At 42.0% G+C, this 15,335-nt stretch carries 13 protein-coding genes and 1 pseudogene; 4 read left to right on the top strand and 10 right to left on the bottom strand.

What is annotated here, in order from left to right:
• Positions 1-7: 7 nt before the first annotated feature.
• From D0S45_19800 to D0S45_19790, 3 genes are read right to left on the bottom strand one after another with little or no spacing between them, the layout of a single operon-like run.
• On the bottom strand, positions 8-421 hold the full coding sequence (locus D0S45_19800) for a hypothetical protein (protein ID TIH11640.1): 414 nt from the start codon (positions 419-421) through the stop codon (positions 8-10).
• Between the two features lie 9 nt (positions 422-430).
• A complete protein-coding gene (locus D0S45_19795; GenBank protein ID TIH11639.1) occupies positions 431-1,150 on the bottom strand; it encodes a conjugal transfer protein TraL in 720 nt (239 codons plus the stop codon).
• A gap of 17 nt (positions 1,151-1,167) precedes the next feature.
• Positions 1,168-1,512, bottom strand: a complete 345-nt coding sequence (locus tag D0S45_19790; protein TIH11641.1) for a hypothetical protein — start codon at positions 1,510-1,512, stop codon at positions 1,168-1,170.
• A gap of 217 nt (positions 1,513-1,729) precedes the next feature.
• Here D0S45_19790 and D0S45_19785 point away from each other — a divergent pair, with 217 nt between their 5' ends.
• A complete protein-coding gene (locus D0S45_19785; GenBank protein TIH11638.1) occupies positions 1,730-2,320 on the top strand; it encodes an XRE family transcriptional regulator in 591 nt (196 codons plus the stop codon).
• 150 nt (positions 2,321-2,470) lie between these two features.
• Positions 2,471-2,728, top strand: a complete 258-nt coding sequence (locus D0S45_19780) for a DNA-binding protein (protein ID TIH11637.1) — start codon at positions 2,471-2,473, stop codon at positions 2,726-2,728.
• Between the two features lie 926 nt (positions 2,729-3,654).
• Here the strand turns inward: D0S45_19780 and D0S45_19775 are convergent.
• From D0S45_19775 to D0S45_19745, 7 genes are all read right to left on the bottom strand, one after another.
• Positions 3,655-5,505, bottom strand: coding sequence for a restriction endonuclease subunit M (locus D0S45_19775; protein ID TIH11636.1), 1,851 nt, complete (start codon positions 5,503-5,505; stop codon positions 3,655-3,657).
• Entirely contained in the window at positions 5,498-6,316 is an 819-nt protein-coding gene (locus D0S45_19770) for a hypothetical protein (protein ID TIH11635.1), read from the bottom strand. Before D0S45_19770 ends, D0S45_19775 begins: the two co-directional genes overlap by 8 nt.
• Before the next feature lie 423 nt (positions 6,317-6,739).
• Positions 6,740-7,843 carry a site-specific integrase gene (locus D0S45_19765; GenBank protein TIH11634.1) on the bottom strand — a complete coding sequence of 368 codons (1,104 nt, stop codon included), beginning with the start codon at positions 7,841-7,843 and terminating at the stop codon, positions 6,740-6,742.
• A 376-nt stretch (positions 7,844-8,219) separates the two neighbouring features.
• Positions 8,220-8,885, bottom strand: a complete 666-nt coding sequence (locus tag D0S45_19760; protein TIH11633.1) for a hypothetical protein — start codon at positions 8,883-8,885, stop codon at positions 8,220-8,222.
• Complete coding sequence (locus D0S45_19755) at positions 8,882-9,319, bottom strand: hypothetical protein (protein TIH11632.1); 438 nt, start codon at positions 9,317-9,319, stop codon at positions 8,882-8,884. Before D0S45_19755 ends, D0S45_19760 begins: the two co-directional genes overlap by 4 nt.
• On the bottom strand, positions 9,306-11,798 hold the full coding sequence (locus D0S45_19750) for a response regulator (protein TIH11631.1): 2,493 nt from the start codon (positions 11,796-11,798) through the stop codon (positions 9,306-9,308). Before D0S45_19750 ends, D0S45_19755 begins: the two co-directional genes overlap by 14 nt.
• Positions 11,799-14,021 carry a S1 RNA-binding domain-containing protein gene (locus D0S45_19745; GenBank protein TIH11630.1) on the bottom strand — a complete coding sequence of 741 codons (2,223 nt, stop codon included), beginning with the start codon at positions 14,019-14,021 and terminating at the stop codon, positions 11,799-11,801.
• A gap of 347 nt (positions 14,022-14,368) precedes the next feature.
• Between D0S45_19745 and D0S45_19740 the strand changes: the two genes are divergently transcribed.
• Together D0S45_19740 and D0S45_19735 are read left to right on the top strand one after the other, a co-directional pair.
• Entirely contained in the window at positions 14,369-14,686 is a 318-nt protein-coding gene (locus D0S45_19740) for a conjugal transfer protein TraJ (protein TIH11629.1), read from the top strand.
• Positions 14,683-15,132, top strand: a pseudogene (locus D0S45_19735) (relaxase). The gene D0S45_19740 and the pseudogene D0S45_19735 overlap by 4 nt, the downstream one beginning before the upstream one ends.
• Positions 15,133-15,335: the final 203 nt, after the last annotated feature.

The following is a 15,335-nucleotide window of genomic DNA, read 5'->3' as shown; positions in this document are numbered from 1 at the left end:
CCATTCATTATGAACCCCACACAATGACTGAAAGTGAAGTGGCAATGGCGAGGCCAAGAACGACTCCAGAGAAGATAGCCAACCCTTTCATGAATCCACGCAAGCTATCCATTTGTTCTTGATGTGCTTTGACCACGCTTAAGCAATTATCGATGTTTGCCTTGACTGCTTTGCTAAGCAGGCTGTTTGTGGATTTGCGCACTTCCAGAGCAAAGGAAGAAACATGTTCTTCCATGTCCTTAGAGAACTGCTGCTTATGGGTTTGCAGCAGCCGGTCATACTCATCCAGAGCGGCGCGATGCATGGTCACAGCAACGAGGATGGGGTCATCCTCATCGAGCAGCAGATTGTGCTCTTTTGCAATGAGATCGCGCACACTCTGAATGGTGAGGGGGGCGTTTTTAGGAGTCTGGTCAGGCATCGTCGGCCCTTACATTCCGCAGTTCACAAGTTCTGTTTTCATTTCTTTCCAGAACATTTTGAGACGCTGCCTGGTCATGATCGGCAGAGTGCTTTCCTGTGCTTCCTGAAAGGACATTTTTGCTGTCAGCAAGTTTTCAATGTCTCGCCCAAAAGTTTCTTTTTTCTTCATAGGAATGCGGACTAATGCGGCAAGGCGATGTGAATTATCTTTGTAGACTTTGAATTCTTCGAAGCTTTTCCCTTTCATGGCGATCTGGCCGAAAAAACCATTCAGCCAGATGTAAATGGGAACCTGAAAAGTCCTAAGCAGGGAACTGAGTCCACTGAGAGTGTCGGGAAGGGCCTGTCCTCCGGTGATTACTGTATGCAGGTTGATATTGTGGCCGGCTTCAGCAAGCATCGGGAAGACTTGGTTATCAGCAAGATAGCTGGCAAGCGGGACAAAAGTAGCGGCTCCATTATCAATGACCATTTCAGCATCATCAGGCAGGGCCATCATCAATTCGACAAGAGTATCGAATCGTCTGGGATCAATGTCGTCACCATTCATAATATCAAGAGAGGTTACGCCAAACCTTTTGTATCCTGAGAAAGTTGCGTTTACCGGATCGGTATCCACACAGCAGATTTCTTTTCCGGATTCCATAAGGTGTTGAGTAAGAAAGCTGGCGACAAGGCTTTTGCCCACGCCGCCTTTGCCTTGAAAAATTGCATTAATAGTAGCCATAGTTTCACTCCTTGTATTTATTTACCGACGAGCTCATCGAGCTCTTCTTCGGTAACGTTCTTTTCGTGGATAAATGATGAATTGCTATCAAGTTGTCCTGCATGCGGACCGTCTCCACGTAGGGGCACTGGGAGTGCGGAGACGGTCCTTACAGCAGGAGTGTCTGTTATGGCCGGGGATCTTTTTTTTCGGATTCCATTGAGGTCATATGCACAGAAATTTTGGTACGACATAGTGATTTTGCCTGCTCCAAGGAGTAGATCGTAGATGGCCTTCTTGTTGTGTCCTTTGCCGGAGAGATTTGCGATCTCTTCCAGGTTGGCCATGAACTCAATTTTTGCGAATCCTTTCTTTTTGTTCATTGTCAGTATCTTCTTTTTCAAAGAGGTCTGGACGCAGCTCATGTAATGGGATCTCCAGAGCCTTGTTGTACCTAAGTGCTGCTTCAGCAGATATTTGGCGTTGGCCGTTGCAGTGTCGTGAGACGGTGTCTCGGCCATATTTGACCAGTCTGCCGACTTCAGCGAATGACATTTTTTTGGTTTTGATTGTTTTCATCAAAATGTTCATGAGGTCTTGTTGGCACATGACAACAAAATGGTCAACATAAAATGGGGGTGTGACAACAAAAAAAATTATATCGTGCATCACATGAGTAAAAAAATTGATCCTGAAGCAGCTCGTATTTGGGGCGTAATACTAAAGAATATAAGAACCTTGAGAAGTGACGGCTCAACTCTTGATCAAATAGGACGGTTGTTAGGTGTTGGACGGGACACGGTATCACGCTGGCTTAGAGAGGAGAGAGGAGGGGAGCGTACTCCTGTAGCAGACGTTCTTAGGTATATGAATGCTCTTTCCATCCATCCCAATGAAATTTTTGGCGAAGCTGCATACCCTCCTCCTTCAGACATCGATTTGCATGTTGCTAGAATACTAAAGGGAACGGCTGATGCTCAATCGTGGTCATATACTGAGCTGGCAGAGCAGACCGGCATTGAATTAGACGTAGTTGAAAATTCTTTAGAAGGTAGACAGGCTTTTACTGCCGAATTGTTGTTTAAGATCTGTAAGACCCTTTCTCAAGACTTGTCTGCTGTCATCGAAAGAGCTGCTGCACTTGCAGAGTCTTCATCTGGAATTCACCGAGAGAAAAGGGCTGCCAGTTAGCCGAGGAATCCTTAAAGTTGAAGGGAATGTTATATGGACAGTTTTTTGATGTCTATCTTTTGTTGACGCGTGACAACAAAAGAGGTAGTTTTTAGGCTATATATCAACAGCTGGTGAAGTTTAAAAACAAAATTCAAAATGGTTGGACATATGACTGTTTCGGATGAGTTAGTAAAAGCGGCAATAGCAGATGCCTTCGCGCCCGTAGTCCGGGCTGAGCTTCTAAACCGTAAAGAGACTTTTACGGTAGAGGAAGCGGCTGAGTTTTTAACTGTAAAAAAGAATACGTTAGATCACTGGCGTAGCAATGGCGAAGGGCCGAGATTTTCGACCCTTGGCCGTAGGATTGTTTATAGGCGGGATGATTTGGTTAAGTTTATTGAGGATAATGCTGTTCGGGTAGTGTAGGTGGGCTATAAGTCATTTTGATTATGAATTTGAATGGCGTTTTGTTGGTGAAATAGTTTATCTCTATACAAGCAAGGGGCTTAATCATATCCAGTTCGTAAGTCTAATATATGGGGATTACCTCAACAGTCGAGTAAAATTAGGGAAATTCCAAACCTACCTTTTTAGAAGATGTCCGCGCTTCCCAGATGCTAGATATTGATGATTCTTGTCTGTCTTTCCGTGCTCAAGACGGATGCGGAAGTTGATTTAACTGCCATAGCTTCGGTTTGGTCCTGCCTCGATATTATTTTTTTCTTCTGTAAGTATTCATCTTTTTTATGATCAATACATAAAAATATACATTCAAAACAATCAAGTGGCCTAATAAAATGCTGAACTGTTGCAATGCCACTTTAGGCATGCTCAAGCATCCCCTACGATAATGACTAGAGGTAGATTTATTAGACGTTCTACCTAGTTTATCTGATGCTGTCGTCAAGTAATGGTCGTTATTGCCTCTGTTTTCTCTCTGGTATAGATTAACTATTTGGTCTTAGTCGTATATTAATCCATGTCGCGCTTGGTTGCATGGTGAGATTCTTCGACTAGTCTGTCATGGGTTGGGGCTTAGACATGGAAAGTAAGTTGTTAATGATTGAATACAAGCGGTGGCTTAGAGATCTGAAATGTGTAGGGCTCCGGTCGGTCCCAACTTAAGCCAGTCGTGCAGGTGTCTGGACGGTTCATGCATGCTATTAATATGAATGGAAGAAACAAGCGGCTTGGACACTTTTCAAATAAAAAATGGGTTACAGCGATCGCTGTAACCCATTGAAGTGTTATGGTGTCCCTTTTCTTGTTTGTCTTTTCGATTTGATAGCTCATGTTTGACTTGACGGAATTTCAGTTTAAAAAGATATTGTTGAGACCAAAAAAAACTGTACTTACCCAGTTTTGTTTTGCCAGTCTTGAAAAGCTGAGCAGACGTGTGAAATCTGGTCATCCGGTATGCGCTTACCATCTTCATTCAAAATATATTCACCATTAGGGTGGCGTAAAAAAACAGTGTTGCCACGTTTGTTGATACCCGAAGTTTTAGGGGTACACATGAACACCTCATAATTTGTATCAATACGGTTTTCGGCAGCATTCCTCATTTCAGCCTTGGTGAATTTTTGGGCGATTAAAACGCTTGGATTATTCACTCCTTTATTCCGTCCAAAGGTTTCTTTTGGCAGATCAATAGAGGCCACAATACGACTATTTTTGACAAGCCAGTCCCGAAGGAATGCAAGTCCTGGATTGTTCAAAATCCCATCTGGAATAACAATACCCATGATGCCACCCGGCTTGAGGAAGTTCATTGTTGCCTCCATAAACAGTTGCTCGGCTGGCATCATTGATCGACGATTTTCCGATCCCCATTCTGCGAGTTGGTACTGAGAAAGAACATGTGCGTCGTCTACACGAACCTCATCCCCAAAAGGTGGATTTGTGATTACAACATCAAATTTGCCGTAAGGTACAGCTAGACGAGATTCATCAATCCATTCACCTGGACGCTTCAAAGAATTTGCTTTGTGGATATTTGTTGAACCGTCTCCATGCATAACCATGTTCATTTGAGCAGTTCTAACTAGAAATGGATTAATGTCTGTTCCGTAAAGATCTTGGCCACAAATTTGTTTGATACGTTCTCGAACACGATTGGGAATATCTGGAGTCCCCCGTCGTTTCTCTTGTGCAACCAACATATTTCTAAGATTATCCATCCATGAGACGAGAAATCCGCCAGTGCCACAACAGCAATCCACTACTTTTAGTGAAGATATTTTGGTTTCACTGAACATCGACATGATTATTTGTACTGTCATGTCGCAAACATTGCGTGGAGTGAAGTACTCACCTCTATCCCCTCGCAAATTGGCCCCAACAAGTGTTTCGTATGCCTCCCCCTTAACGTCTGTAGAACTATTCAGAATAGAAATATATTGAAGCTCTGCTACGACGTAAGCGGCAACATCAGGTTCTAGCTTTATTAACTCGTCTTCTTGAAAGATAAACGGATAAACCCGTTTCACTTGCGTAAAAAGAGGTGTAAGTCGATCTTGAAGCAGTTTGCGCTGCCCGCCAACAGATCGCTGCTCCGATGGATCGATAGAGAATTGTAACTCATCCTCACCTTCTGCCTCCTCGTAAGTTTTGCAGAAAATTAACTTTAACAACTCGTGAAAGGCTTCGGCTTTTTGCAATCCACCATTGGCGTGGATATAATTGTGGCATCTTTTGAAAACCGAAGTTAACTCGTGAACAGTGTGTAAATCTGTTCTGCGGGGCTTGCGAGGGACTTCATCCCCGCTTCTAGGAATGTCAGCCACTCGGTCAATTTCACCCGTCTCGGACTTACTGTAGGCGCGTAGCTCTTCTCCTGCCCAAAGGCCGAATTTGCACATAGGGCTTGCTGCCATGTAGCTGATAAGTTGGGCATCGCCATACTTTGTGTCGGATGACTTTATGTCATCTCTCTTTACCTCTATCGCGATGACAATATTTTCTTGGGCATGCTCAGCCCCATGTTTAAAGACGGCAAGGTCGCAACGCTTTTTAGCCCTACCCATGGCGATTGTTACCTCTACGCCAACATCTTCTTTTTCATATCCGTAATCTTCAACCAATGTTCGAGCCCATCGTTGACGAACATTTTCTTCTGGCTTGTCTTTTCTCAATAGGCCTGTGATGAAGCACAACACTTTCCCCGGTGGGATTAGTGGAATAATTTTATTAGTTTTAGACATTGTCCAGTGCCTCCTTGATTTGTGATAACGATGTTAGGACCATACCTGCGGCCTTCTGTTTCATCTTTTCAGATTTGTCCATTTGGATAGATATGGCACGCATTTGCTTATCACTTAGTTGTGGCACGAGACAGGAACGGATTTGATTAGCTGTGACGTGGTCAATTTGTCCACCATGGGTGTGGCTAAGAATTTGAGTCTGTGCATATGAGGAAGACAGGAATGCTCTAATATATCCTTTCATAGCAGGATCTGTAGGGATAACCCGAATGATGTCATGCGTTCCGACCCATCCATCTAAGGCCTTAGGGACTTCAAAAACACGCCCCAAGGTGCCGGAGCAAGTCACGAGGATCATCCCTTCACGAACAATGAGCCTATCGATGTTAACGTCCGTGGCCTTCGAAAGATAGCGCAACTGTGCTGGTTCTCCCAACGCTGCGAAACTCATAAGGTCTGTAGCATTTAGATATGGTATCCCATGTTCCGCATCTTTCGCCCAAATACGAACGAACTGGCCGGGAAGATCTATTTGTGCCAAGTCTGCCAGAGGCAGAAGGCCATATTTTGATGCTTCAAGCATTTCCATGTTTTTTGAAATCTTTGGGTTATAATGCTCAGCGTCTAATCGGACGGAATTCTGCCCGATAATATCTGCAACAGATACCCCCCAACCTTCTGGACGGGTTAGTTCTGTGATTAGTGATTCAGTTGTATCTGTCTCTGTGGTATTAAGGGCAGTCATGCCGATATGATCAAACGTTTTTTCGAAATTCGTATCAAGTGCTATAGATTTTTTTATTTTTGTCATTATTCGACTAACTCCTTAATAGCGAAGGCGTTTTCTCGACGCTCTTCATGACGCCTTAGGTCAAACAAACTTACAAGCCCTCAGTTTTGCGAAAAAAGATATGACATCTTCCAAAGTCATAAGCAACCTTCATGCGTTACTATTAAATTTATATGAGTCCTAGGACTTACCCTGTTTGGGCAGGTGTCAAATGGCTTTCAGTACTTAGTATTTACATCATAATATATTGTTTTTGCCGACTTATAACAAAACAGCAAAGCATTCCAACTCATAGCCCTGTGAGTGGCAAGTCAGAAATATGGCAGCACACCTGCAATAAAAGGAGAGAATGGATATTCAGGCCATGGAAGAACTAGTCTATATGTCTCTTTGACCCGCTTTACACAGAGCCTCAAGTAAGTTGGGACTAATTGTAATAATCTTTCATTTATTCTCTACTATTTTGTCAAAAGAACGCGCCGCCGCTTTCAAAACCTCCGGGGCCAAGTGAGAGTATCGCTTAGTCATTTCTAAGGAAGAGTGTCCCAGAAGCTCTCCAACAGTATATAATGGCGTCCCATTTTGGACCAGCCATGAAGCGAAGGTATGTCGCAAGGTGTGGAATACCACATGGTCGCGTTTGTCCATTCTGTCTTGATTCAATCCTAATGCCTTGACTGCGCGCGGAAAGGTCTTTGACACCATGGGGCGTATTCCGCCATGTCGATTGGGGAAAATTAGTTTACCAAGCTGTATATGTTTTTGACTGAGTTGGTAGCGCAGCTCCGTAGTCATGAACACTGTTCTGGAACTTTCCCCTTTACCATCGACAATTCGAATCATTCCATCTTTTAAGCTAACGTGTTCGGCTCGGAGGCTGGCCACTTCACCAAAGCGCATGCCGGTATGAAGGCTGGTCAGTGACATGAGGTAGGTATCCTCGCTTCTGATCCGAATAGCAGTGAGAAGTTCGTCGGCTTCATTCTTTGTCAGGAAACGAAAACGCCGGTTATCTTTTTTGGGCATGGATATTTGATCTGTTGGGACTAGTCCCTTGTACTTTCCCCATGACACCATTTTTTTGAAGACAGATCTGAAGATAGCGAGGCAGTGAGTAGCCGTTGCCGGTGTTAGTCCTTCAGCGAGAAGTTTGTTTTTATATTTTTCGAGCCTTATCGTGCTGATGTCTTTGAGTTGAAGATTTTGAAATTCATTTTGGACTCTAGCTTTATACAGCCTTATGACTCTATCACCGCTTTTAAGAGTTGAAAGGTGATTCTGCTTGTATTCTTCAAAGGCCTGCCCAAATGTGATTGATTTTGGCGTTGATACGTCTATGCCGAGTCGGCTGTTTCGTACAATTTCAGACCTAACTTTTGAAGCGTATGCTGCCGTGATACCCTCGGATCTCCAGCCCACTTTTTGCCAGACCTTGCGTGTGCCTTCCTTAAAGGTTATGTCAAAGCAGACATCAGGTTTACCTTTAAATCTGCGGTCTTTAGACTCGCGCATGTATACGCCGGTGAATTTACTTTTCTTACGAGACATTGCTACCTTGCTACCCTCTTTGCTACCCTGCGGCGCAAATACAATCTAATTTGTTACAACGTAACACAAAATAGAACTAATTCAACATATTGAATTTACAAGGTAATACAACTTAATCAGACTCAGTAAAACAAGGTGCAGGGAGATTCGTAACCAGCAGGCCGTCGGTTCAATTCCGATCGTTGGCTCCAAAAAAAACAAGGGTTTACATCTTGTGGGTGTGAGCTCTTTTCTTGTTTTTGCTGCCCTATAGCTACCCTGAGTGGCTATATCGGTAATAGAACTGTGTAAATATTTAGATAGTTGGTGATAATTTTGATCATATTAAGGCAGACAGTTTGTTAGGCTTCAAAAGCAAGTTAAAAATAGCTATATTTTAATCAAGGACTGCCAGTAAGTTATCAAGGGCTTTGGTGAATTCTTTGTTTTCAGAGCGTTGTTGCTTCAATCGGCTAAAGTATTCTTTACCATCAGATTTAATGCACTTAGCTACTTTTGGTTGTCTTGCGACAGTGTTGATGTTTGAGATAAGTTCTGGGCTTGGTTCAGTCGACTCATATATGTATATAATTTGTGAGTAGTCTAAGCTTTTGTGGTATGAATTTGTATTCCATTTCCTCCTAGCTGCTTGTTGCTGGTAGTCAGCGAATGCTCTTAAATAAAGCTTGATGCTTTTTCTTTCAAGCCAACCTTCTTCAATGTTTGTATCAAAACTATGTAGTTTCTCATCTACCTGTTTTTTTGCATAATCAGATGAATCCTTAGCTATTTTAAAAGATATTCCACTTAAAAAGGTGACCACTAATGTAACGATTCCTACTAAGTTTGAGTCGCTGTTAGCTGTTTTTTGTGGGAAAATAATTGGTAGGATATGTTCATGCACAGGAGGAAGGATGAGCAGGAGTGCTGCTGCTAAAAATATAGAAGCAAATAATCCCGAAATTCCAGATTGTTTATTCCATAGGAAAATTGAAATATATAAACAGATTACAGTAAATGATATTTGTAGATACCATGGTAAATTATATAGTGTGGAGCTCATTGTTGTCCCTGCTTATTTTTAAGGAGGTTGTTAATTGTATTGCATATGTTGCTTGGTTGGATATCGTATTTTGATAGAGTTTCTGTGTCCTCAGCATCGAGGCACTCGATAGTAATATATGTATATTTAATATTTGGGTATAGTGCGGATAAAAAATTACCTAAAATTTGGCCCTCATGTAATTGAGGAATGCCCTCTGCATATTTATTTAGTTGTTTAGGAATTTGCTTAGGGATATGCTGGTCTATAAAAATATAGTCAAAGCTAGTTGTTGAAGATGGAGATGGTGTTACGGGTAAATATTGAAGTGCTTCATAAAAATCTTCGGCAACTTCAACTGTTGCTCCACATATACTCAATTCATCTATCCATGCCTGTATCGTCTCCATGCGATCATCAATAAAGAGAAATTTTTTGCTTTTAAAGTTTATCATAAGATTTTTCTCCCCCGTGTTCAGCTAAAGGCCAGTGTAGGCTGGCTCGAACTCTTTCTTGTCCATTAATTGGGTCATTCTCAAGTTCAAGTTTGCCTCCATATTCCTCTGCCCATTTTTTTCCAATATATAGACCAATGTGTGCGCCGTCTTGTCTAAGATGTTCTTGAGCTCTTTTATGTGGTACAAATCTAAGCTCGTATTCTTCAGGACTCATTGAGCTGTGGCTATATACATCGAGGCGCCACTGTTTATTTTCAAGAGAACAATTTATCGAGATGGGTTCTCCTTTCTTGCTTCTTTTCATCGCATTACTAATGAAGTTTCTAACGATACGTTCTACAGTGTTTTTATTTCCGATTAGAGTTTTTTTCCATATTTCAGATTCAGGATTACATGGTGTTATTGACATATAATGGTTGCGTCGTTTTTGGCGTTCCTGATGTAAGCTTATAGCATTTTCGATTATTTCAAGGGGGTTGTTGAAAGAGCTGTTTTTGTCTGCGATAATATCTTGCTGGGAGTCTCTAAAATCTTCTATTACGTCTGAGATTGCTTGGAGGTGAAGGTTTGCTGATTGTAATTGAGGAGTAAAAGTTGCTTCGGGAAGGTGATTGTTTAATGTGTCAATAGTATGTCTTATCGGTCCTATTTCGCTACGAATGTCGTGCATCAAAGTGCGTTCCCAAAGTCTTCGTGTCTCTTCCGCTGTGGCACTTTGTAGGAACCATTTTGCGCGTAATAGTAAGTGCTCTATAATATTCTTGTCGGCATTAGTGTATTGAAAATTGTTGTTCCAGTGCAGTGCCAGCACACCAATCGCGGTATCACCAGAGAAAACAAGTGATGTTGTAAGCGATTTGAGTTCAGATTGAACCCACTGTTGAAGTTTGTTGTTTTTTTCAATCTGGTTGAAAGTTTTGCTGTAGGCCTCATTGAAAATCTTTCGGTCTGAGGGCTTTATTTCGGGGATGAAGCGGCTTTTTTTTGTTGCCCAGCATTGTTCACTTGGCAGTGTTAGTTCTTTGGGAGGGAGCGTATGTTGAATGTTTTTGAAGGATTTTTGGATGTGCCCATTGGTTATTTCTATCTCTAGCGATGAGCCTCTTTCTTTTGCCAAAGAAATAAAACCGCCATCTGCTTTAGTTAATTTGACGGCCTCGTCTAACAATACTTGTAATGAATCATGAACATTCATAGACTCGTTAAATTTACTGTCGAGATTGTTTATTTGGCGTAAACAATTAAGTTCATCGCGTTCATAACGCTTGCTTCGTTCCCATGCTATTCCGCGAAAAGCGTGTATCAATGTTTGACTGACGCTTTTAATATGTCCTTTTGCTCCTTCGCCATCAGCAAGTCGCTTAGAATCAAATTCAGGGAAAAGGAAAACACCAAGGGCTTTTAGCTCGTCTAATGAATTTTTGCCTAATATAGGTATCACCTGTACTTTTTCTGTGGGGACTAATAAATTTTGAAATAGATCGACCACAAAATTGCAATCTTGGTCCTTTTCGCAGTTTGATAATTTGATCTCGTCTTGAATGACTTCTTTATCTTTTGAAAAATCAATGTCTTTCATCAATTTATTTAAGGAACTCCGCAGGGGGCCCCCAAGAATTTTCTTGTATGGAACATCGTCTTCAGAAGTGTACGGAGAAATGACTCCTGGAGTTCCGGGAATGTCGGAAATGGTAAAATATTTACCTTTTGTCAAACCGACGTTCTCAAGTGTTTCAAATGCAAGTTCAATGTAGTCTTTTTCCTTGTCGTTATTAAAGTGAAATGATTTATCGAATGGTAAGGATTCAGCAATTTGGACAAGGTGATTTTTGTCCTCGTCAGATGGAGAGAATGAACGCACTCTATATGGGCCAATTTTTCCCGGCTGGTCGGGTAATGGACCCCAAAATTCTTTTGTATCTAGCTTTTGGGCTTGAGGAAATGGAATAAATCTTTTAGGATATGGCCTATTATGGGGGCCCGTCCACCTACCATTTCTGTAAATGATATTGCCATCTTTGTTTAAAATTCGTAATGCAATAGGTAGCTTTTGCAGTTCTTTTGGAGGTGTATATTGTCCTATGTTTCTTATTTTATTGAGCCAATTTTTGTCTATATGTTTATTGAAAACATCGATTAGTTCACTGGGATCTATCGGTTTGAGTAATATATCAAAGGAATCATCTAATTCTTCCAAAAGATTTTGGTCTTGACCTGTTACTATTATAACTTTTTGTTTAGTCCAATCTATTCCATGAGCCTCATGTAGTTTTTTCATTAAGTTTATTGCAGAGTATGGTCCGATAAAGTTATCGAGGACAATGAACGTAGGGGCCCATGTGAGGACTATTTTTCCTATAGCATCAATGTCGGCATCAAGCGTTCGAACTTCATATTCGTATTCATCAGTAAGTTCATCTTTTAGTGCGTCACGAAAAAAAAGATCATCGTCTATTATTAATACCTTGTTTGGCATTTATTGTTCTCCGCTCATATCTTTAAGAGTCATAGGGAGCATGATCACAAAGGAACTTCCTACCCAACGAAAGCTCTCTATAAGTTTTATATCTCCACCTACTGCTCGAGTTATATTTCGGGAAAGATATGTTCCCATGCCTACACCTTGGAGGCCTTTAGAGCTTTTCCTAGGTTTGAATAGATTGGTTTGCTGATCTGCATTCATCCCAAGCCCATTGTCTCGGATGATTATGTGTAAAGGCATTGGGCTGGTGTGTTTTATTTGCACCTCAACTTGTATTCTGCCCCATTGTCTTGAGCCAATATGATAAATTGCATTGTCGATGAGATTGATTAACGGCTGTTCAAAAACTTCGGGTGGCAGGTTTACTGTTAAATCTTGTTCTGGGTGTATATGTTCTAGGGCAGTGTTATGCCTACTCGCCTGAGTTGAAAACGAGCTAAGTATTTGTCTAATACAGCTGTCAACACGAATTATTTCACGTCGGTTGTATTGTATTTTGTTCAAGTTATTTTTTGACAGTTTTTCTGCCTTTTCAGCTCGCTCTTCAATTTCGTATATGTCTTTCAGGAGAGCATCTGTGTTATTTAGGTAGTCTCCACGGCTGATTTTTCGACGTAAACGTTTAAGACCCATTCTAATCGGAGACATGGCTCCTCGTAGCTCGTGAATTAAACCGGATGAAATTTTTCCGGCTGTGCTGAAAGTGACAAGCTCTCTAACCGTCAAGATTAGTTCTAGCCTGTCAATTAGGTCTCGCATCCTTGGGCGTTGATTACGTATAAATTCTTTGTCACTAGCACTTAAGGGAGTTTTGCTAAAAAAAACTAAAGCCCTCTCAGTTTTATTGTGGGCTTTTAGTGGAATTCCCCATATCTGCCCCACTTGGGGGGGAGCGATTTCCCACAGAGGGTCACTTTTTGATTTGTTTTGACTTGTCTCTTGCTCACTACTTATGACTCCAGTAAAAAGACATTGATTGTAGCGTGGTTCAAGTCTTTTTAGCTCATTCTTTTTTAATCCATAAAAAGCCCTTACCGAATAGACTCCTTCTCGTTCACGTTTTACCCATAATGCAGCTTGACAGTTTACCTCGTTGCATAGCTCAAATAAAAATCGATTCGCTTGGCGTAAAACTTTGCGCTCCTGCGCGCTTGGTCCCCAAAGAATATCAGGGCTAGCTCTTTGTTCAGCTGTTGATAATTGTTTTTTTACTCCTATGCCTGTTTTTAGCCATTCTAAAAGGTGAGAGAGATCTATTGGTTTAGGAATAAACTCATATTCTTTTTGTTTAGCTTTTTCATATGCAAGGTCCCACGCTGATGATATGTATGATATGTTAAGTGTTGTAGTCTTGTTTTGTAATATATAAGTTATCTCTTCTTCAAGCGTCCTGTCTTTTAAATCAAAATCTAATAATATATGTGTGGGATGGTCGCTTGATATGCATTGCAGAATGGCTTGCGTGGTTGTGTAAGAGTAATTCTCAATTCCAAGGTTGCTTAGCCAGTTGCGGATTGCTTGGACGAAAAATTGGTCGTCGTCTATAAGAAGAACTTTTGTTTTGTGTGGTACAACGTCTAGGTGGTTTTGAGTTGTCTTTTCTTGAGCAGAACTATCAGGGTGTCTTTTCCTTTTGTCTTTTTGTGTCTCTGCTCGATTATCAAACTCTTTTTTTTCTTTTATTTTAAGAAGTTCGGTTATCGATATGTCTAGTCTGAGGGTCTCACTGTCCGCATCAATAATGAGAGACGCAATGCGATCCCCTATGTGTATTATCTCATGGATAGGAGTCCTCGGAGCGCCGGGTATGTTTTTACGATGAAGAAAAGCATCTAATCCATTGTCTAATTCAACGATTACGGCATAATCCTCGACATAGCTAATTGCAGTGCCTTTTACTTCGATGCCACTAAAGAAAAAATTAGAAAACCATGGATTATGAGTTTTGTTTGCCAGACGTCCGCTAACAAACCAGAGGTCTGTGTTTTTTGTGGAAGGCTTTAATAGAAAAACGTTTATAATTTGTCCTACACTAAAGTCTACCATCGTTTTATTTTTAGGAAGGTCTCGTATGGTCATCCTTCCATGTCCTCGTACTGGACTTTCGTCTGAAAGCTCAAGCCGTATAGCTTCTAAACCAACAGATATAACTTTGCCTGGAACAATTCGTTTATCTAATGAAATCGAAGGTGCTTTTGTTGTCTGAGGTATAGTCATTTATTGTGTAGTTGTTCTGAGGTATCTGGTTGATGATTATATGTGAGTCGCTATTAAGCATGATATAGTGTGTTTTGTCTACAGATTCGTCATGTTTTTGTCTATTATGCTTTATTATCGTTTATGATGCTTTACTATGCAGTATTATTGTATATTTTTTTGAGTGCTTGCCCTAATCCAGCAAATTCCATTATAATCTCCCGGAGTCCGAAGGCAGGACAGGTAAGGTAGGCCCACTTTTTCAAAGTGGCCGACCTTACGTCCTGCACAGCCATGGGGCTGAGGTTGGCTTATTCGCCTTCGGCTCAACGCATGTTGTTTGGAAATGACACCGTTGGAGTATCTTCGTGCCCAGTAAGAAAAGAGTCATCAAAGTCTACGTTTCCGATGAGGAGTATGAGCAGATCTGCGCTACGGCTAAGCAGTGCAGCATATCTGTGTCCGCTTTTGCGAAGGCCGTTTGTCTGGGGCATGAGATTAAAAGCCGTGCAGACCAGCAGGCGCGCCGGGAGCTTCTGAAGCTTAATGCCGATCAAGGTCGTCTGGGCGGACTGCTCAAGATGTGGATTCTTGATGATGACGAACATCGCACTGATGTTGAAGCTATGCTGGAAGATCTTCGTCGGTTGCAGCATCAAATAGTTGAAAAGGTCAGGTCCATATGATCAGCCGCCGGATTGCTTGTAAGCCCCAGAACGATAATTACCGTCGATTGGCTGATTATATTGCTGATGCCAAGAACAAAGGCGAGAAGACCTTGTTCTCGTGGTGTGAAGGATGTTGGGCCGGGAAGGATTACGAGCTTGCTATTCAGGAGGTCCTCGATACGCAGGATCTCAATCAGCGCACCAGCAAAGAGAAAACCTACCATCTTATCGTTTCATTCCGTCCGGAAGATGAAGCGGAGCTTACCCCTGAGAAATTCAAAGCCATTGAGCTGGAGTTCGCAAAGACGCTCGGATTTGAGGATCACCAGCGGCATTGCGGCGTCCACAAGAACACCAACAATGTGCATATGCATATTGCCTACAATATGATTCATCCGGAAAAGTTGACCCGCCATGAGCCGTACCGGGATTACCTGAAGCGTGATCGGCTACATCGTGAGCTGACCTTAACCTCTCGAAGACTGTCCGTCATCTATAGGGCACTTCAATCTGGAGCCATGCGCCTTCCCCCATCCTTTGGACACTGATCGGTCATTTTAAGGTGGAGTCTACCGTCCCGGTTTCATGCCTTGGTAGGCAGCAGCCATAGCCGTTGTGGAGCGGAGCCCGTCCCCCCAGGGGCGGCCCGGAAGGGCCGAGGGCGGAG

The organism is Marinifilum sp. JC120, from assembly GCA_004923195.1.
Lineage (GTDB): Bacteria > Desulfobacterota > Desulfovibrionia > Desulfovibrionales > Desulfovibrionaceae > Maridesulfovibrio.
This window is presented reverse-complemented; position numbering and strand designations above follow the sequence as displayed.

Bases quoted from the DNA above. Each gene is read 5' to 3' on its own strand.
- D0S45_19800 (TIH11640.1), bottom strand. From the start codon at position 421: ATGCCTGACCAGACTCCTAAAAACGCCCCCCTCACCATTCAGAGTGTG.
- D0S45_19795 (TIH11639.1), bottom strand. From the start codon at position 1,150: ATGGCTACTATTAATGCAATTTTTCAAGGCAAAGGCGGCGTGGGCAAA.
- D0S45_19790 (TIH11641.1), bottom strand. From the start codon at position 1,512: ATGAACAAAAAGAAAGGATTCGCAAAAATTGAGTTCATGGCCAACCTG.
- D0S45_19780 (TIH11637.1), top strand. From the start codon at position 2,471: ATGACTGTTTCGGATGAGTTAGTAAAAGCGGCAATAGCAGATGCCTTC.
- D0S45_19775 (TIH11636.1), bottom strand. From the start codon at position 5,505: ATGTCTAAAACTAATAAAATTATTCCACTAATCCCACCGGGGAAAGTG.
- D0S45_19770 (TIH11635.1), bottom strand. From the start codon at position 6,316: ATGACAAAAATAAAAAAATCTATAGCACTTGATACGAATTTCGAAAAA.
- D0S45_19765 (TIH11634.1), bottom strand. From the start codon at position 7,843: ATGTCTCGTAAGAAAAGTAAATTCACCGGCGTATACATGCGCGAGTCT.
- D0S45_19760 (TIH11633.1), bottom strand. From the start codon at position 8,885: ATGAGCTCCACACTATATAATTTACCATGGTATCTACAAATATCATTT.
- D0S45_19755 (TIH11632.1), bottom strand. From the start codon at position 9,319: ATGATAAACTTTAAAAGCAAAAAATTTCTCTTTATTGATGATCGCATG.
- D0S45_19750 (TIH11631.1), bottom strand. From the start codon at position 11,798: ATGCCAAACAAGGTATTAATAATAGACGATGATCTTTTTTTTCGTGAC.
- D0S45_19745 (TIH11630.1), bottom strand. From the start codon at position 14,021: ATGACTATACCTCAGACAACAAAAGCACCTTCGATTTCATTAGATAAA.